General features: G+C 31.3%; 17 protein-coding genes and 1 pseudogene. 9 read left to right on the forward strand and 9 right to left on the reverse strand.

Annotated elements, in window-relative coordinates; genetic code table 11:
- Positions 1-18 precede the first annotated feature (18 nt).
- The 5 genes from efp to ACXIHB_RS02760 form a co-directional block, all read right to left on the reverse strand.
- The gene (gene efp / locus ACXIHB_RS02740; RefSeq protein ID WP_047788759.1) at positions 19-585 is read right to left on the reverse strand and encodes an elongation factor P; all 567 of its coding nucleotides are present in this window, start codon (positions 583-585) and stop codon (positions 19-21) included.
- Positions 586-632: 47 nt separating this feature from the next.
- Positions 633-1418, reverse strand: coding sequence for an acyl-ACP--UDP-N-acetylglucosamine O-acyltransferase (gene lpxA / locus ACXIHB_RS02745; protein WP_047788758.1), 786 nt, complete (start codon positions 1416-1418; stop codon positions 633-635).
- Position 1419: 1 nt separating this feature from the next.
- Positions 1420-2811 carry a bifunctional UDP-3-O-[3-hydroxymyristoyl] N-acetylglucosamine deacetylase/3-hydroxyacyl-ACP dehydratase gene (locus ACXIHB_RS02750; RefSeq protein WP_047788757.1) on the reverse strand — a complete coding sequence of 464 codons (1392 nt, stop codon included), beginning with the start codon at positions 2809-2811 and terminating at the stop codon, positions 1420-1422.
- Complete coding sequence (gene lpxD, locus ACXIHB_RS02755; protein WP_047788756.1) at positions 2804-3844, reverse strand: UDP-3-O-(3-hydroxymyristoyl)glucosamine N-acyltransferase; 1041 nt, start codon at positions 3842-3844, stop codon at positions 2804-2806. Before lpxD ends, ACXIHB_RS02750 begins: the two co-directional genes overlap by 8 nt.
- A 65-nt stretch (positions 3845-3909) precedes the next feature.
- A complete protein-coding gene (locus ACXIHB_RS02760) occupies positions 3910-5142 on the reverse strand; it encodes an HD domain-containing protein (protein WP_281979251.1) in 1233 nt (410 codons plus the stop codon).
- A gap of 152 nt (positions 5143-5294) precedes the next feature.
- Here ACXIHB_RS02760 and porX point away from each other — a divergent pair, with 152 nt between their 5' ends.
- The 4 genes from porX to ACXIHB_RS02780 are packed head-to-tail and all read left to right on the forward strand — an operon-like array spanning position 5295 to position 8919.
- Entirely contained in the window at positions 5295-6842 is a 1548-nt protein-coding gene (porX, locus tag ACXIHB_RS02765; protein WP_173360276.1) for a T9SS response regulator signal transducer PorX, read from the forward strand.
- Between the two features lie 50 nt (positions 6843-6892).
- Complete coding sequence (gene tsaE, locus ACXIHB_RS02770; RefSeq protein WP_047788754.1) at positions 6893-7306, forward strand: tRNA (adenosine(37)-N6)-threonylcarbamoyltransferase complex ATPase subunit type 1 TsaE; 414 nt, start codon at positions 6893-6895, stop codon at positions 7304-7306.
- Between the two features lie 6 nt (positions 7307-7312).
- Positions 7313-8509 (forward strand): alanine dehydrogenase, encoded by a 1197-nt coding sequence (locus ACXIHB_RS02775; RefSeq protein ID WP_462098837.1) that lies wholly within the window; start codon positions 7313-7315, stop codon positions 8507-8509.
- Positions 8510-8547: 38 nt separating this feature from the next.
- Positions 8548-8919 (forward strand): DUF4258 domain-containing protein, encoded by a 372-nt coding sequence (locus tag ACXIHB_RS02780; protein WP_047788752.1) that lies wholly within the window; start codon positions 8548-8550, stop codon positions 8917-8919.
- Here ACXIHB_RS02780 and ACXIHB_RS02785 read toward each other — a convergent pair.
- Genes ACXIHB_RS02785 through ACXIHB_RS02795 form a run of 3 tightly spaced genes read right to left on the reverse strand, consistent with a single transcriptional unit; the run spans position 8916 to position 12146 of the window.
- A complete protein-coding gene (locus ACXIHB_RS02785; RefSeq protein ID WP_159614983.1) occupies positions 8916-9509 on the reverse strand; it encodes a YdeI/OmpD-associated family protein in 594 nt (197 codons plus the stop codon). The genes ACXIHB_RS02780 and ACXIHB_RS02785 overlap by 4 nt on opposite strands.
- A complete protein-coding gene (locus ACXIHB_RS02790) occupies positions 9509-9937 on the reverse strand; it encodes a VOC family protein (RefSeq protein ID WP_349264779.1) in 429 nt (142 codons plus the stop codon). Before ACXIHB_RS02790 ends, ACXIHB_RS02785 begins: the two co-directional genes overlap by 1 nt.
- Positions 9938-9950: 13 nt before the next feature.
- Positions 9951-12146: a RecQ family ATP-dependent DNA helicase gene (locus ACXIHB_RS02795; RefSeq protein WP_159491039.1), complete on the reverse strand. Its 2196-nt coding sequence runs from the start codon at positions 12144-12146 to the stop codon at positions 9951-9953.
- A 146-nt stretch (positions 12147-12292) separates the two neighbouring features.
- Here ACXIHB_RS02795 and ACXIHB_RS02800 point away from each other — a divergent pair, with 146 nt between their 5' ends.
- The 4 genes and pseudogenes from ACXIHB_RS02800 to lptB all read left to right on the forward strand — a co-directional run.
- Positions 12293-13264: a KpsF/GutQ family sugar-phosphate isomerase gene (locus tag ACXIHB_RS02800; protein WP_462098838.1), complete on the forward strand. Its 972-nt coding sequence runs from the start codon at positions 12293-12295 to the stop codon at positions 13262-13264.
- Between the two features lies 1 nt (position 13265).
- The gene (gene tatC / locus ACXIHB_RS02805; RefSeq protein ID WP_462098839.1) at positions 13266-14087 is read left to right on the forward strand and encodes a twin-arginine translocase subunit TatC; all 822 of its coding nucleotides are present in this window, start codon (positions 13266-13268) and stop codon (positions 14085-14087) included.
- Positions 14062-14409, forward strand: coding sequence for a carboxymuconolactone decarboxylase family protein (locus ACXIHB_RS02810; protein ID WP_239179827.1), 348 nt, complete (start codon positions 14062-14064; stop codon positions 14407-14409). The genes tatC and ACXIHB_RS02810 overlap by 26 nt, the downstream gene beginning before the upstream one ends.
- 86 nt (positions 14410-14495) lie before the next feature.
- Positions 14496-15230: pseudogene (gene lptB / locus ACXIHB_RS02815) on the forward strand (LPS export ABC transporter ATP-binding protein); the annotation flags it as partial.
- A 538-nt stretch (positions 15231-15768) separates the two neighbouring features.
- Here the strand turns inward: lptB and ACXIHB_RS02820 are convergent.
- Positions 15769-16515 (reverse strand): CDP-alcohol phosphatidyltransferase family protein, encoded by a 747-nt coding sequence (locus tag ACXIHB_RS02820; protein ID WP_159614989.1) that lies wholly within the window; start codon positions 16513-16515, stop codon positions 15769-15771.
- 105 nt (positions 16516-16620) lie between these two features.
- On the opposite strand from ACXIHB_RS02820, the gene ACXIHB_RS02825 reads away from it, so the two are divergent.
- Positions 16621-17598, forward strand: a complete 978-nt coding sequence (locus ACXIHB_RS02825; RefSeq protein WP_173360247.1) for a YheT family hydrolase — start codon at positions 16621-16623, stop codon at positions 17596-17598.
- Positions 17599-17637: the final 39 nt, after the last annotated feature.

Below are 17637 nucleotides of genomic sequence, written 5' to 3' on the forward strand. Positions count from 1 at the left end.
GGAATAATAATAGTATATTTATTCTTTGATACGCTCTGTGTAAGCTCCTTTTTCTGTATCTATTTTTATTTTGTCTCCTTCATTAATAAATAAAGGAACATTAATTCTTGCTCCCGTTTCAACGGTTGCTGGTTTAGTTGCATTTGTTGCAGTATTACCTTTTACACCTGGTTCAGTATGAGTTACCTCTAAAATAACATGAGAAGGCATTTCTACTGATAACGGCATTCCATCTTCAGTATTAATCAAAACAGTAACAACTTCTCCTTCTTTCATTAAATCTGGAGCATCTAATACTGATTTTTGAAGTGTAATTTGGTTATAATCTTCCGTATTCATGAAGTGATATAAATCTCCTTCAGGGTATAAATACTGAAACTTATGTGTTTCTACACGAACGTCATCAATTTTATGTCCTGCAGAAAAGGTATTATCAATTACTTTTCCGGAGGTAACGCTTTTAAGTTTCGTACGAACAAAAGCAGGTCCTTTTCCTGGCTTTACATGTAAAAACTCAATAATTTTGAATATGTCGTGATTATACTTTATACATAAACCTTTTTTAATATCTGATGTTGATGCCATTTATTTTGATCTTTATAGTATTGCTCTTTTAAGTGCAATTTTAATAATTAATTTGCTTTAAAATATCCTTTCATGATTCCACGATGCGAATCTTTGATAAACTGAATAATCTCATCTCTTTCTGAAGTTGCTTCCATTTCAGCCTCTATAATATCTATAGCCTGAGTATTATTATAATTTTTTTGAAACAATATACGGTAAACGTCTTGAATTTCTCTTATTTTTTCAGTGCTAAATCCTCTTCTTCTTAATCCTACAGAATTGATCCCCACGTATGATAAAGGTTCTCTTGCTGCTTTTACATAAGGAGGAACATCTTTACGTACCAAGGATCCACCTGTTACAAAGGCATGATTACCTACAGAAGCAAATTGATGTACTGCCACCATACCTGCTAACACTACATTATCACCAACAGTTACGTGTCCTGCTAATGTTGAATTATTTGAAAAGATACAATTATCTCCCACTTTACAATCGTGCGCAATATGACAGTAAGCCATTATTAAACAGTTATCACCAATAACTGTTCTCATTCTATCAAGTGTTCCTCTATTAATTGTTACACACTCTCTTATGGTTACATTATCTCCTATTTCTACAGTCGTATCCTCATCATTATACTTTAAATCTTGAGGGATTGCTGAAATTACAGCTCCTGGAAAAATTCGACAATTTTTACCGATGCGTGCACCTTCCATGATAGTTACATTAGAACCTATCCATGTTCCTGATCCAATTTCTACATTTGCATGAATAGTTGTAAAAGGTTCAATAACTACATTCCTAGCTATTTTTGCTTGAGGGTGAACGTACGCAAGTGGTTGATTCATATTATTTTACTTTTGAAATTTGTGCCATAAGCTCTGCTTCACACACCAATTTTCCATTAGCGTATGCATAAGCTTGCATATGAGCAATACCTCTTCTTATTGGAGTTATTAATTCACTTTTAAATATTAATGTATCTCCTGGTAATACTTTTTGCTTGAATTTAACATTATCCATTTTCATGAAGTATGTTAAATAGTTTTCTGGGTCAGGAACTGTATTTAATACTAAAACTCCTCCACATTGTGCCATAGCCTCCACTTGAAGAACTCCTGGCATAACTGGTGCTCCAGGGAAATGTCCAACAAAGAAATTTTCATTCATTGTTACATTTTTCATACCTACCACATGTTTGTCTGATAATTCAATAATTCTATCAATCAATAAAAATGGTGGTCTGTGAGGTAAAATATCCATTATTTTATGGATATCCATTAATGGTGGTTGGTTTAAATCATAGGAAGGAACATTGTTTCTTTTTTCCTTTTTTATGATTTTAGCTAATTTCTTAGCAAAAGCAGTGTTTACAGAATGCCCTGGCTTGTTGGCTATTACTTTTCCTTTAATTCTAACGCCTGCTAAAGCTAAATCACCAATAACGTCTAACAATTTATGACGTGCAGCTTCATTAGCCCAATGTAATGTTAAGTTGTCTAAAACTCCGTTAGGCTTTACTGTTATGTTGTCTTTATTAAAGGCTTTTTTTAACTTTTCCATTGTACTGTCAGACAACTCTTTGTCAACATAGACAATAGCGTTATTCAAATCTCCACCTTTAATTAAATCATTTTCTAACAACATTTCAATTTCGTGTAAGAAACTAAATGTTCTTGCTGCTGAAATTTCTTCTTTAAAGTCTGAAATCGTATTTAATGTTGCATTTTGAGTTCCTAATATTTTAGTCCCAAAATCTACCATAGTAGTTACTTGGTACTCATCTGATGGCATTAAAATAATTTCACTTCCAGTTACTTCATCTTTGTATGAAATAATTTCTTTTACTACATACTCCTCTATTTCAGCTTCTTGTTCAACAATTCCTGCTTTTTCTAGAGCTTCAATAAAGAACTTAGAAGATCCATCCATAATTGGAGGTTCAGAAGCATTAATCTCTATCAATAAATTATCGATATCTAAACCAACAGCAGCAGCTAAAACGTGTTCAGATGTTTGTATTTGAACGCCATTTTTTTCAAGGTTTGTTCCTCTTTGCGTATTTGTTACATAATCAGCTTTTGCTTCTATCACGGGTTCCCCTTCTAAATCTACTCGCTTAAAAGCAAATCCATGATTTTCTGGAGCTGGTTTAAAAACCATTGTAACTTCATTACCAGTGTGCAATCCAACACCTGATAACGTAACTTCGTTTTGTATTGTTTTTTGTTTCTTACTCATTTTTTATTTTTTGAGCATTCAACTCTTTTTCTATTTTATGTATTGTAGTTGCTAATTTTGGTAAGTTTTTAAAGTGTACATATGACTTACTGTAGTCTGAATATCCAAATGCTGGAGAACCTTGTACTACTTCTTCATCTTTTAAACTTTTTCCTATCCCTGATTGGGCTTGGATCTTCACATTGTTTCCAATAGTGATATGACCAACAATACCTACTTGACCTCCAATCATACAGTTTTCTCCTATTTTAGTTGATCCTGCAATCCCTGTTTGAGAAGCTATCACGGTATTTTTACCAATCTCTACATTATGAGCTATCTGAATTTGGTTATCTAATTTTACTCCTTTTCTAATTATTGTAGATCCAAGAGTAGCTCTATCAATAGTTGAATTGGACCCCACGTCTACATTATCTTCTATAATAACGTTTCCTATTTGTGGAATTGCTTTATATTCTCCATTTTCATCTGGTACAAATCCAAAACCATCTGCTCCAATAACTGTTCCTGAATGTATCTTACAATTATCACCTACAACGGTTTCAGAGTAAATTTTTACTCCTGCAAAAACAACTGTATTATCGCCAATAGTAACATTATCGCCTATATAAGAATTAGGATAAATTTTAACATTATTACCTAAAACCACATTTTCTCCAACATAAGCATAAGCTCCAATGTACTCGTTATCTCCAATAGTAGCTGATTCAGCAATAAAATGAGGATTTTCTCTTCCTTGCTTATTATTCTTTACCTCATTGTAAAACTCCAAAAGTTTTGAAAATGCTTTATACGCATCTTCTACTTTAATCAAAGTAGTTTCTATTTCCTTTTCAGGAATAAAACTTTTATTTACAATAGCTACCGATGCTTTGGTTGTATATATGTATGAGTTATATTTTGGGTTTGATAAAAAGGTCAAAGAACCTTGTTTGCCTTCTTCTATCTTAGAAAGTGTGGATACTTCAGCTCCTGGATTTCCATCAATCTCTCCTTCTAAAATATCGGCTATTTGTTTTGCTGTAAATTTCATTATCTGCAAAAGTAATTATTTTTGTTCAAATACTTCTTGATTAGAGTTTGTTTCTAAGTATTCACCTACTTTATTTTCTTAGGATAGCACAGGTAATATTTTACTACAGGTTTTGTTAATGCTTTAAGATTTAGCTGATCAGAAGCTTTTGCTATGTCTTTTAACTTCCCTTTTTTTGTATAAATTTTAATTGGTTTCTTTGTATTGTATGCTTGATGTTTTATTTCATTTGAAAAAACAAAATATTCGAGCTCTTGTTCACTTAAGTCTACAAGTTTTCTGAGCTTTCTACGCCTCTTTTCAATATACTCCTCAGTAAATGGTTTTTCCTGAATTTCAATCTTTAACAAACTTCTGTCTATAATTTTTGTTGCTAATGTAGATAATATAAAGTCTTCATGATTCTTCCATTCTTTTATTGCTGATAAAACATCATAATCGTCTAACTCTGAAAATATTTCTAATGTTGCATTTGAGAAATTTTCTTTATTTATCGGATTATACAAGAAGTACTTGAGTGCTCTACTAGAAGGTAACTCTACTCCTTTTGTTGCTAACTCCTTTGCTCTCTTTAATATGCTTACCAAAAGGTTTTCAGCTACTAAACCTGTTTTATGTAAATAAACTTGCCAATACATTAGGCGTCGCGCAATAACAAATTTTTCTACCGAATAAATTCCTTTTTGCTCAATAACCAATTCGTTATCTACCACATTCATCATTGCTATTAAACGATCTGATGAAATGTTTCCTTCTGCTACTCCGGTAAAAAAACTATCTCTTTTTAAATAATCCAATCTGTCAATATCTAATTGACTTGATATTAATTGGTATAAAAACTTACGTGGGTGTTTCCCTTCAAATACTTGAATAGCTAAACTTAACTTCCCATCAAACTCATCATTCAAGACTTTCATAAATTTTAATGAAATTTCTTCGTGAGTTATTCCATTCACAATGCTATGCTCTAAGGCATGTGAGTATGCTCCATGACCTATATCATGTAACAAAATAGCTATATATAAAGCATTTGCTTCTTCTTCTGAAATTTCAACGTTCTTCATTCGCAATACATGTACCGCTTTTTGCATTAAATGCATGCAGCCTATTGCGTGATGAAAACGTGTGTGGTTAGCTCCAGGATAAACCAAGTTTGACAAGCCCATTTGTGTAACTCTACGTAGCCTTTGAAAATATTTGTGCTCGATAATATCAAATATTAGAGAATTTGGTATGGAGATAAATCCATAAATAGGATCGTTAATTATCTTTAGTTTGTTGGTTTTTGATTTCTTCAAAATGTATAAATCCTTGAATTTTAAACAAAAAAATCATAATTTATCTACAAAACCAAATTAACCAGCGTTTAATTAACGTATTTTTAGCTTTTAAAAACACAACAAAACAGCTTTTAGGCGTTATTTAGGTAGTAAATAAATTGAAAATTATGATGAGAAACATACATATTCTTTGGGTAGATGATGAAATAGATTTATTAAAACCACATATACTTTTTTTAGAAAAAAAAGATTACAAAGTTACAACCTGCACCAATGGTACAGACGCTATTGACTTGGTTAGTGAAAATAATTTTGATATTGTTTTTTTAGATGAAAACATGCCAGGTATTACTGGATTAGAAGCACTTTCAGAGATCAAACAGAAGAATACAAACCTTCCTATTGTTATGATTACTAAAAGTGAAGAAGAGTATCTTATGGAAGAAGCTATTGGTTCAAAAATTGCTGATTATTTAATCAAGCCAGTAAACCCAAATCAAATACTATTGAGTTTAAAAAAGAATTTAGACCACTCTCGCTTAGTTTCAGAAAAAACAACATCTAGTTACCAACAAGAGTTTAGAAAAATTTCGATGGATTTAGCTATGGTTAATTCTTATGAGGAATGGGCTGAACTTTATAAAAAATTAGTTCATTGGGAACTTGAGCTGGAAAACATCAACGACACGGGGATGTTAGAAATTTTAGAATCTCAGAAATCTGAAGCTAACTCACAATTTTTTAAGTTCATTAAAAAGCATTACCAACATTGGTTAACAGGAGATGATAAACCCACATTTTCGCACACTTTATTTAAAGATTATATAGTTCCTAATTTATCCAAAAGCCAGGGAGTTTTATGGGTAGTGATTGATAACCTCCGTTATGACCAATACAGAGTTTTAGAACCTTTTATTAATAATTATTTCAAGAAAGAAGAAGAATACTCTTATTATAGTATATTACCTACTGCCACACAGTATGCTCGTAATGCGATATTTTCTGGGCTCATGCCTTCTGAAATGGAAAAAAGACATCCAAATTATTGGAAAAATGATACTGATGAAGGAGGGAAAAACTTATTTGAAGCTGATTTTTTAAATGAACAGATAAAACGTTTGGGGCTAAATATTACTCACGAATATTACAAGATAGTTTCTTTAAAAAGTGGAAAAGATTTAGCTGATAACTACAACGGAACACGACAAAATGACCTTACTGCTGTAGTTTACAACTTTGTTGATATGCTTTCGCATGCCAAAACTGAAATGGAAGTTATTAAAGAACTTGCTGGTGACGATAAAGCCTATCGTTCTTTAACAGTAAGTTGGTTTAAAAACTCACCTCTTTACGAGATTATTCAAAAAGCACAAAAATTAGGGCAAAAACTAATAATTACAACCGATCACGGTACCATAAACTGTAAGCACCCTACTAAAGTTATTGGTGATAAAAACATTAGTTCCAACTTACGATATAAAACTGGTAGAAGTTTGAGCTACGAAGATAAAGATGTATACGCAGTTAAAAATCCAAAAGATATTTTCTTACCCGCAGTAGCTATTAATAGCCCTTTTATATTTACAAAAGAAGATTTGTTTTTTGCTTATCCAAACAATTATAATCACTTTGTAAAGTATTATAAAAATACTTATCAACATGGAGGAGTTTCACTCGAAGAAATGATTATTCCTTGTGCTGTTTATAATCCAAAATAGTGAAAAAGTAAATTTTATTAACAAACATTACTTCATTATTTTTGCTACTTATGAACAGAAATTATTCACTTAGCGAGTTGACAGCTGTAGCTAAAGAAATCATTGCTACTTCCCAACATAAAATATTACTTTTTTATGGAGAAATGGGAGTTGGTAAAACGACATTAATTAAAGAAATATGTAAAGTTTTGGGTGTAGAAGACATTGCCCATTCTCCTACTTTTTCTTTGGTAAACGAGTATAAAACAAACTCAAACGAAACAGTATATCATTTTGATTTTTACCGTATTGAATACGAAGAAGAAGCTTATGATATGGGGGTTGAAGACTATTTATACAGCAATAACTGGTGTTTAGTTGAATGGCCTGAAAATGTTAAAAATTTACTACCTTTAGATACTGTTTCAATATCAATTAGCTTGCTAGAAAACGGGCAACGAAACATTCAATTAAAAACTAACTAAATTTAGATGGGTTCTATTTCACCTTTTACCAAAGAGCAGTTAATGCCACAAACCGAAATGCTTGAAATTAAAAAGCAGAAAGGAGATTTATTTATAGGGTTACCAAAAGAAACTCATTTTGAAGAAAAAAGAATTAGTTTATCTCCTGATGCTGTTGCTGCATTAGTAGCTCACGGACATAGAATTGTAATTGAAACTGGTGCTGGTGAAGGAGCTAATTATAGTGACCAAGAATATTCTGATGCTGGTGCAAAAATATCGTACGATGTAAAAGAAGCTTTTGCTTGTAATATTGTACTAAAAGTAGAACCACCGTCTTTAGAAGAAATTCAGATGTTAAACCCTCAAACGGTTTTAATTTCTGCTCTACAATTAAAAACACAAAACAAAAAATACTTTGAAGCTCTTGCTAAAAAAAGAGTAACAGCAATTGCTTTTGACTATATTAAAGATGAACACGGTGTATTTCCTATAGTAAAATCACTAAGTGAAATTGCCGGAATTGCCTCTATGCACATTGCAGCTGAGCTTATGACTGCTTCTAATGGAGGAAATGGTTTATTACTAGGAAATATAGGAGGAGTTCCTCCAACTGATGTAGTTATTTTAGGTGCAGGAACTGTTGGAGAATTTGCAGCCAAAACAGCAATTGGACTGGGTGCAAGAGTTAAAGTTTTTGACAACTCAATAACAAAACTTCGCAATTTACAATCATGTGTACAAGCACCTATTTATACGTCAACAATTCAGCCTAAAACCCTACAAAAAGCTTTAATGCGCTGTGATGTAGCTATAGGAGCTATTAGAGGAAAAGACCGCTCTCCTGTGGTTGTTACTGAAGAAATGATTGAACAAATGAAAGATGGTGCTGTTATTGTTGATGTTAGCATTGATAGAGGTGGCTGTTTTGAAACTTCTCAAGTTACCACACATAGTAAACCTACTTTTTCTAACCATGGGGTAATACATTATTGTGTGCCTAATATTCCTTCTAGATATTCTAGAACAGCTTCTGTATCTATTAGTAATATTTTCACTCCTTACCTCCTAGAAATAGCTGAAGAAGGAGGTTTTGAAAATGCGGCTCGCTTTGATAAAAGTTTACGTAATGGCATGTATTTTTACCATGGAATCTTAACTAATAAAACTGTAGCGGACTGGTTTGACCTTCCTTATAGAGATATTAATTTATTGATTTTATAGTTCAATTTTACTTACTTTTGCACTTCAATTTTTAAATTATGCAGTGGTTAAAACGTGTTGGTTATTATTTAATAGGGATTGCCTTAGGTAGTTTAGTCGTTCTTTTTATTTGGAAAGGTAAAGATGTTTCTTTCGATTATGGAATGGATGCTCGTACTTTAAAGACTATTAGAATAAAAAAGCGTTTGTTTTCTGATAACGCTCAGCAAATATTAGCTACTTCAAAGATTGATACTACTACCATTTCTACTATTTTAAATAATGGAGATGTAGATTTTGGAAAAAGCAAACCTCGTTTAAAACCTTGTGCAGAGTACTTTATAACTGGAAAAGATAGCTTAAGTCACATTGACTTATATGTTATACGTTGTGACTCAACTGCTACAATTGATAAGATTACAATTAACTAACAATTTTTATACTTATCATACAGTCCTATACCGTTTAGTATCATCGGAATTATTTTTTCAAGTCGTTTTTCTTTGGTCGCTACTCTTTTTGCTTCAGAAATATAATTGATAAACTCTCTTTGCTTACTCAAAGTAAACTCGTTAAAAGTTTCCTTTAACCTATCGTTTTTATCCAATTCTAACTGTAATTCTTTAGGGATAATTATGGGTTTAGTATTCTTTTTAGCTTTTAATTCTCTTCCTTCTTCAGAGTTTTTAATAGCTTCTAATACATATTGTTTAATAAGTATGGTATCAATCTCACCCAATTCATTAAATCGCCATTGACGCATTGCTTGTGTTTTTCCTTCTTGAGCATTTACCAATACTTTTTCTTTATCAACTAAAAAACTCCCCTGAAAAAACCATAAACCACAATAGTTTTTAAAAGCAGATAATCCTACTATATTTTTTCCTTTATGTACATAAACAGGTGCTCCCCATTTAATAGTTTCTTCAACAGGAAGATCCATAAAAACAGAACGCAAGAGATTTAACTCTTGCGTCCAATTATTTTTATCTAATATATATTGTGTTACTTTAGGGTTCATTACGCTATTTGTTCTTCTAAAGACACCATCCAATTTACACCATACTTATCTTTTAACATTCCAAACTTACCTCCCCAAAAAGCTTCTTCAAAAGGCATCATAACAAAAGCCCCGTCAGAAGAAAGTCCATTAAAAATAGCAACTGCTTCATCTTCGTCTTCAGTATTTATACTTACTGCAAAGTTATTTCCTTTTGTAAACGCTTCTTTTTCATTTAAAAAATCAGACCCCATAATAGAGAAACCTCCTGCTTCTACAGTACAATGCATTGTTAATTCCATTACTTCTTCAGGAATGTTTTTACAAACTTCTTCTGGAGCATCTTTAAATTGCATCAACATTGTCATTTCACCACCTAAAACATCCGCATAAAAAGTCATTGCTTCTTTGCAGTTTCCGTTAAAATGTAAGTAAGTACTTGCTTGCATATTGTTAAGTTTTTTAGTTAGCTATTTCACTGGTAAATTTAATACGCATTAATCGTAATTCATCATCATCATAATCTCCATCAAACTCATCCAAGGCTTCTTGAATTTTATCTGTCTCAGCTTCCATAAAATAATCATGAATTTCTTCCTGCTGATCCTCATCAAGTAAGTCATCTACTGCATAATCAATATTAAGTTTAGTTCCCGAAAACACAATAGCTTCCATCTCCTTTATTAATTCAGACATTTCTAAACCTTTAGACTTAGCAATATCTTCTAAAGGCAATTTTCTATCTGTATTTTGAATGATGTATAACTTTAATCCAGAATTAACTCCAGTACTTTTAACTATTAAATCATCAGGACGCATAATATCGTTGTCTTCCACATATTTTGAAATAAGCGCAACGAAATCTTTACCATATTTTTTAGCTTTCCCCTCACCAACACCATGAACCTTTGCAAGTTCATCTAATGTTACAGGGTATTTTAATGCCATATCATCTAAAGATGGGTCTTGAAAAACCGCAAAAGGAGGAACTCCTAAACGTTTTCCTACTTTCTTTCTTAAATCTTTTAGCATTACTACCAATTTATCATCTACTCCTCCTGCTGATTTTTCATTGGTAATAATAGTACCATCATCTGCTGTTTTATAAACGTGATTTTCTGTCATCATAAATGATGATGGATTTTTTATAAACTCTTTACCTTCTTTTGTTAATTTTAGAACTCCATACTGTTCTATTTCTTTCTTGATTAAATCTGCAACTAGAACTTGACGAATTAAAGCCATCCAGTAATGATTATCTTTAGCTTTACCAATACCAAAAAAAGATTGATCGTTTGTTTTATGAGATTTTAACAATGCATTTTCTTTACCAATAATTGTGTTTACAATTTCTTTTGGTTTATACATTTCACTAGTATCTCTAATAACAGATAATAAAGTTACTACTTCATCTTTAGCTTCGTGCTTCTTCTTAGGATTTCGCATATTATCATCCATATCAGCGCCTTCTCCATTTACTTCATCAAATTCTTCTCCAAAATAATGTAGTAAATACTTACGTCTGTTCATTGATGTTTCAGCGTACCCTACAACTTCTTGTAATAGAGCATGTCCAACTTCTTGTTCGGCAACAGGCTTGTTCGCCATAAACTTCTCAAGCTTTTCGATATCCTTGTACGAATAAAAAGTTAAACAATAACCTTCTCCTCCATCACGTCCTGCTCTACCAGTTTCTTGATAATAACTCTCTAAACTTTTAGGAATGTCGTGGTGTATTACAAAACGAACATCTGGCTTATCAATTCCCATACCAAAAGCAATCGTAGCTACTACAACATCACAATCTTCCATTAAGAACATGTCTTGATGTTTTACACGTGTTTTTGCGTCTAAACCTGCATGGTAAGGAACAGCATTAATTCCGTTAACTTGTAAAATTTGCGCTATTTCTTCCACTTTTTTACGACTCAAACAGTAAATAATTCCTGATTTTCCTAGTCGTTGTTTTATAAAGCGAATAATGTCCTTTTCTACATCTTTAGTCTTAGGTCTAACTTCGTAGAATAAATTTGATCTGTTGAAAGATGCTTTAAACACATTTGCATCTGACATTCCAAGAGTTTTAAGAATGTCTTCTTGTACTTTCTCTGTTGCAGTTGCAGTTAAACCAATAATTGGTACATTATCAATCTGTTTAATAATATTTCTCAGATTTCTATACTCAGGTCTAAAGTCATGTCCCCATTCAGATATACAGTGTGCTTCATCAATAGCTACAAATGATATTTTTTGTCTTCTTAAAAACTCAGCGTACTCTTCTTTAATTAAAGATTCAGGAGCTACGTACAATAACTTGGTAATTCCCGATTCAATATCTGATTTTACTTGTGCAATCTCCGATTTGTTCAACGAAGAATTTAACACATGGGCTATTCCATGATTTTCAGAAATACCCCTAATGGCATCTACTTGGTTTTTCATTAAAGCAATTAATGGCGATACCACAATTGCTGTACCTTCCTTCATTAAGGCAGGTAATTGATAACATAGCGACTTACCACCCCCAGTTGGCATAATGACAAATGTGTTTTTATTCTCTAACACACTGTTAACTACATCTTCTTGTAGCCCTTTAAACTGGTTAAATCCGAAGATTTTTTTTAATGATCCATATAAATCCGTCTGCTCTTTATTCATCTTCTAATATCAAAAATTAAAAACGAGAACTAATTTACAAAAATTCCCAACAATACATAACGTAAACTTTCTTTTTATTAAAAAAGATTTTCTTCTCAAATTATTCCTATTTTTACACTTTAAAATATATTTAAAACTTTTTTAACTTGAAAGACGCAAACGCTATTCTCTCAACCGCAAAAGAAACTATCCTTTTAGAAAGTAATGCTATTGCTAATTTAGCAAATTTATTAAATAGCTCGTTTACGGACGCTGTTAATTTTATATTTAATTCAAAAGGTCGTGTTATTGTAACTGGTATTGGAAAAAGTGCCAATATTGCAACTAAAATGGTCGCTACTTTTAACTCAACAGGTACACCTGCTGTTTTTATGCACGCTGCTGATGCTATACATGGTGATTTAGGTAACGTACAGGATAACGATGTAGTTATTTGTATTTCTAAAAGTGGAAATACTCCTGAGATAAAAGTCTTAGTACCTTTAATTAAAAACTATAACAACAAAATTATCGCTATAACAGGGAATCCTGACTCTTTCTTAGGAAAAAATGCTGACTTCCTTTTAAATTCTTTTGTTGAAAAAGAAGCTTGTCCTAATAACTTAGCTCCAACAACTAGCACAACAGCTCAGTTAGTTTTAGGAGATGCTTTAGCTGTATGCTTATTAGAATTAAGAGGTTTTTCAAGTAGTGATTTTGCAAAATATCATCCTGGAGGTGCTTTAGGCAAGCGGTTATACTTAAGAGTTTCTGACCTTATTAAAAATAACGAATTACCTAAGGTGAAAAGTGTCGATAAAGTTACTCAGGTAATTGTTGAAATCTCAGAAAAACGCTTAGGTGTAACTGCTGTTGTTGATGATAATGATATAATTACGGGAATTATTACCGATGGGGATATTCGTAGAATGCTAAGTAAAACAACTAAAATAGATGAGCTTACTGCTGCTGATATTATGAGTACATCACCAAAAACAATTGATGCAAATGCTATGGCTGTTGAAGCTCTAGACACGTTAGAAAACAATAATATCACTCAAATTTTAGTTACTGACATTAATAACAATTATGTAGGTGTAGTTCACTTACACGATTTAATTAAAGAAGGAATATTTTAAGATGGCAGAAAAAGAAATGTCTTTTTTAGACCATCTTGAAGAGCTAAGATGGCATTTAGTAAGAAGTTTTGTAGCTATTTTTATTGTTGCAATTGTAATTTTTGCAAACATTAATTTTGTTTTTAACGAGATACTTTTAGCTCATCTAAAACCCGATTTTGCAACCTATCAATTCTTTTGTAAAGTATTTTCTTCTATTGGAATTGACAGTAGCTTTTGTACAATAAAATTCAAACAAACACTACAAGCTTTAAACCCTACTCAACAATTAATGACAGGGATTTGGTCTTCTCTAATTTTAGGCTTTGTAGTTGCTTTTCCTTATATTTTATGGGAATTTTGGCGATTTATAGCTCCTGGTTTACACGAAAGTGAAAAGAAAAAATCAAAAGGATTTATTTTTACTTCTTCTTTTCTATTCTTTCTAGGTATTTTGTTTAGCTATTATGTTATTTTACCTATGTCTGTATACTTCTTTTATAATTTTGAAATATCAGACGCCATACAAAATAATTTTAAATTAGAAGCCTATATTGGTCTTATTACTAACACATTATTAGGCGTAGCTATATTTTTTGAACTTCCTGTAGTTATTTTCTTTCTTTCTAAGATAGGATTGATTACACCAGATTTTTTAAAAAAATATCGTAAGCACGCCTTAGTAGTGGTGTTGGTATTATCTGCAATTATTACACCTCCAGATGTGGCTAGCCAAATAATAGTATCAGTTCCTATTATGATCTTATATGAGATGAGTATATATGTATCAAAATTTGTCATAAAAAAACAACAAAAAAATGTCACAAAAAATCCAAGAGTTTAACGACTATCGTGCTAAAATGAACGAAAAGATTTTAGCTTCAGACAATAAAGTAATCAAACGTATTTTTAATTTAGATACTAACGCATACACAGAAGGACATCTTCCCGTAAAAACAAAAGAACTTTTAGGCTTAGTAGCTTCTGCTGTATTACGTTGTGATGACTGTATTGCTTACCATTTAGAAACAGCATATAAAAATGGTGTAACAAAAGAGGAAATGATGGAAACCATGAGCATTGCTACATTAGTAGGCGGTACTATTGTTATTCCTCATTTAAGAAGAGCTGTAGAGTTTTGGGAAGCTTTAGAAAACGAAGCTTAATTTATGTATAAATTGATTTAAGAAGTTTTTTAGAAACAGTTTTGTTACTTTTATTCTTTAATCAATTCTATTTTCAACAAAAATAAATGAAGTTAAGAGCAGACAACATACAAAAGGTATACGGTAGTAGAAAAGTAGTTAAAGGAATTTCTTTAGAGGTTGAGCAAGGTGAAATTATTGGATTATTAGGTCCTAACGGAGCTGGTAAAACAACCTCTTTTTATATGATAGTAGGAATGATTAAACCTAATGATGGTCATATTTTTTTAGATGATGAAGAAATTACTACCGATGCTATGTACAAACGTTCTCAAAAAGGAATTGGTTATTTAGCACAAGAAGCTTCTGTTTTTAGAAAACTTTCAGTAGAAGATAATATTATGTCAGTTCTTGAATTTACTGACAGAACTAAAGCTGAAAGAAAACAACGCTTAGAAGAGCTAATTGATGAATTTAGTTTAGGACATGTACGTAAAAACCGTGGTGATTTGTTATCTGGTGGCGAGCGTCGTAGAACAGAAATAGCACGTTGTTTAGCTTCTGACCCTAAATTCATTTTATTAGATGAGCCTTTTGCTGGTGTAGATCCTATTGCGGTGGAAGATATTCAAGGAATTGTAGCACAGCTGAAAAATAAAAATATTGGTATTTTAATTACCGATCATGATGTACAAGCAACATTGGCAATCACAGATAGAACTTACTTAATGTATAATGGAGGTATTTTAAAAGAAGGAACTCCTGAAGAACTGGCTGAAGACGAAACTGTTCGTAGAGTATATCTTGGAAAGGATTTTGAGCTTAAAAAGAAGAAGTTTGATAATCAAGCTGTAACACAAAATCATTTTATAATTAAAAACGCAAAAGAAGAAGATATCTTCTCTTCTTTCTCAGAAGCATACCGCACTCATAATTTAAAAGAAGGTTTTAAACTATATAGAAAAAAAGGAAATGTTAATTCATTTCTTGTAGTACTTGCCGATAACATGAGCTTTGTTGATTTCTGTAATCTTTCTATTGATATAAAAGGCTTAGAGATGAAAGGAAACATTAAAGTTTCTGATCATGGCTATAAAAAAATAGCTAATTATAATGATTGGTGCAACTTTGAAATAAACGCTGATAAAATTATATTAACCAATAGAAATAACGAAAGTTGGGATGTGTATAAAAAAGGAGAGTTTTCAAAAAACAAACTTATAAGTAAAGTCTTTGTTGAAGATAAAATATCTTTAGACAATTACCATTTTATAAGTAATATTTTTAAAACTTAAAAAGACACCTAAAACAACTTTCAAAAACAAAAAAGCACGTTGATTTATAACGTGCTTTTTGTTTTATTTAAAAGGGTAACTAATTCTATTTTAAAGAAAGCTTTTTGTCTGAATTATTTACTATAGATAGTATTACATAAGAAAGAATAATCATTGGAATTGCTACTATTTTTAGCGTTACAATTAATATAACTGACAAAGCTAAAAACACATACTTAATCACATTATCTTTAAAATAAAAGTTCTTAAATTTCAGAGAAAATAAAGGAATTTCAGCATTCATTAGATACGTAAATAATATTGTAATTAACATCAAAAAATATTGATTTTCAATAAAACCTATTAAAAACGATTCTTTATCAAATTGAGCTATTAATGGCAATGAAATCACAAATAAACTCATTGCTGGTGTCGGCACACCTATAAAACTATCAGATTGACGCTCATCAATATTAAACTTCGCTAAACGATATCCAGCTCCCAGTGTTAACAATAATCCTAAATATGGTAAGTTACTACCTGTTGCTCCGTATTCATCAACTCCAAAATATCCAACAGCATCTATGTCTAAAGCATTCACCAACATTTGCATCATTACAATTCCCGGTACTACCCCACTCGTTACCATATCTGCTAAACTATCTAACTGCTTTCCTAATTCACCCTGTACCTTTAACATACGAGCAGCAAATCCATCAAAAAAATCAAAAAGTATCCCTAGCATAACTAAAATTGCTGTAGCAAAAAAATCACCTTTTATAGCAAAAATAGTAGCAATAGTACCACATAACAGGTTTCCTAAAGTTAATAAATTAGGGATATATTTTTTAATATTCATAGTATTCATAATTTACAGCTAAAATAAGAAATCATTCAATGGTTTTTACATTTTAGCTATTTTTTGTCATCTTTGTTTAAAAAGCTATAAAATAGTATTATGCCAATCATTTCAGATACATTTTCTCCTAGTTTACCTTTTAAAAGTGCTCATTTCAACACTGTTTACCGACCTTTATTCATGAAAGACACTATTGAATATAACCGAAAAAGAGTCACAACCTGGGATGCTGATTTTATTGATTTAGATTTTTCCATAGTAGAATCTAAATCACTTGTGTTATTAATTCACGGACTAGAAGGAAGTTCTCAATCAAACTATATGATCAGAACATCTAATCATTTAAACAATATTGGTTTCGATACAGTTTGCATGAACTTAAGAGGTTGCAGCGGAGAAGATAATTTACTTTTAGAAACTTACCATAGTGGAAAAACTGATGATGTTGAGTTTATTATTAAACATTTAAACAGCAATTATAATTACGAAAATATTATAATTATTGGTTTTAGCTTAGGAGGTAACCTAACACTGAAGTTTTTAGGAGAGTATAACAATATTCCTTCCGAAATAAAAGGAGGAATAGCTGTATCTGTCCCTGTGGATTTAACATCATCTCAAGCCGAATTAAACAAACTAAAAAACAAAATTTACCTAAATGAGTTTTTACGTACCATGAAGTTGAAACTGTTACAAAAAGCCGAAAAGTTTCCTGATTTTCTACTAGACAAAGAACTTTTATTCAAAGCAAATAAATTTAGACATTTAGAAAAACAATATACAGTTCCTGTTTTTGGATTTAAAAGTTCAGAGGATTATTGGGAAAAAGCAAGCGCAAAACCTTTCATACCAGAAATAAAAGTACCTACATTACTCATAAATGCTTTAGATGATAGTTTTTTATCAAAAGAATGTTATCCAATAAAAGAAGCTAAAAACATGAAAAACTTTTATTTATCCACTCCAAATTATGGAGGTCATGTTGGTTTTATATCTTCTTTTTCTAATACAGAAAACAGGTGGTTAGAACAACGGATTTCAAAATTTATTCATGAAACTCTTGGAATTAAACCTTAAACAATAACCTAAAAAATCCCAGTTATATTAATCAGATTT

The organism is Tenacibaculum sp. IMCC1 (assembly GCF_054906355.1).

Coding starts and splice junctions, on each gene's coding strand:
- ACXIHB_RS02780 (WP_047788752.1), top strand. CDS start 8,548: ATGCAGTGGTTAAAACGTGTTGGTTATTATTTAATAGGGATTGCCTTA.
- ACXIHB_RS02810 (WP_239179827.1), top strand. CDS start 14,062: ATGTCACAAAAAATCCAAGAGTTTAACGACTATCGTGCTAAAATGAAC.
- ACXIHB_RS02795 (WP_159491039.1), bottom strand. CDS start 12,146: ATGAATAAAGAGCAGACGGATTTATATGGATCATTAAAAAAAATCTTC.
- tsaE (WP_047788754.1), top strand. CDS start 6,893: ATGAACAGAAATTATTCACTTAGCGAGTTGACAGCTGTAGCTAAAGAA.
- efp (WP_047788759.1), bottom strand. CDS start 585: ATGGCATCAACATCAGATATTAAAAAAGGTTTATGTATAAAGTATAAT.
- lpxA (WP_047788758.1), bottom strand. CDS start 1,418: ATGAATCAACCACTTGCGTACGTTCACCCTCAAGCAAAAATAGCTAGG.
- ACXIHB_RS02775 (WP_462098837.1), top strand. CDS start 7,313: ATGGGTTCTATTTCACCTTTTACCAAAGAGCAGTTAATGCCACAAACC.
- lpxD (WP_047788756.1), bottom strand. CDS start 3,844: ATGAAATTTACAGCAAAACAAATAGCCGATATTTTAGAAGGAGAGATT.
- ACXIHB_RS02785 (WP_159614983.1), bottom strand. CDS start 9,509: ATGAACCCTAAAGTAACACAATATATATTAGATAAAAATAATTGGACG.
- ACXIHB_RS02825 (WP_173360247.1), top strand. CDS start 16,621: ATGCCAATCATTTCAGATACATTTTCTCCTAGTTTACCTTTTAAAAGT.
- ACXIHB_RS02790 (WP_349264779.1), bottom strand. CDS start 9,937: ATGCAAGCAAGTACTTACTTACATTTTAACGGAAACTGCAAAGAAGCA.
- porX (WP_173360276.1), top strand. CDS start 5,295: ATGAGAAACATACATATTCTTTGGGTAGATGATGAAATAGATTTATTA.
- tatC (WP_462098839.1), top strand. CDS start 13,266: ATGGCAGAAAAAGAAATGTCTTTTTTAGACCATCTTGAAGAGCTAAGA.
- ACXIHB_RS02750 (WP_047788757.1), bottom strand. CDS start 2,811: ATGAGTAAGAAACAAAAAACAATACAAAACGAAGTTACGTTATCAGGT.